This window comes from Pseudomonas brassicacearum, from assembly GCF_003732265.1.
GTDB lineage: Bacteria > Pseudomonadota > Gammaproteobacteria > Pseudomonadales > Pseudomonadaceae > Aquipseudomonas > Aquipseudomonas brassicacearum_D.
Genome location: NZ_MOBK01000058.1, coordinates 1 through 425, shown reverse-complemented (window position 1 = coordinate 425; position 425 = coordinate 1). Strand labels below are relative to the sequence as shown.

The 425-nt window shown below is 61.4% G+C and carries 1 protein-coding gene; it reads right to left on the bottom strand.

The annotated features are described in order from the left end of the window. Positions 1 to 425, bottom strand: a 425-nt coding sequence (locus tag BK660_RS30020; RefSeq protein WP_148057479.1) for an EAL domain-containing protein, incomplete at both ends; no start/stop codon positions are given.

Below are 425 nucleotides of genomic sequence, written 5' to 3'. Positions count from 1 at the left end.
GGGCCTGAGCCCAGGCTTGCAGGATCGACATCAGTTCCGCGAGTTGCTGGCGCATTTGCATCAGCCGCCCGCGCTCGGCGAGCTTCTGCCGGACATAGCGCTGGCGCAGTTCGGCGAAGCGTTGCACAAACGCATCGGCGGCGAAGAACTCTTCTTGCGCCCGTGCGAACAGGAATCCCTGTACATAGCGCGATCCGCATTCGAGGGCGAAATTCAATTGCGCTTCGGTCTCGACGCCTTCAGCAATGATCCAGCAACCGGTCTTCTCGGCCATCTGCGCGAGTGCCTTGACCACGTCGCTGCTCGGCCCGCCCAGTGCCGCGGCCTGAAACAGACGCATATCGAGTTTGAGAATGTCCGGTTGCAACGCCAGCACCCGATCCAGTTGCGAGTAGCCGGCGCCAAAGTCGTCGATAGCGATTCTC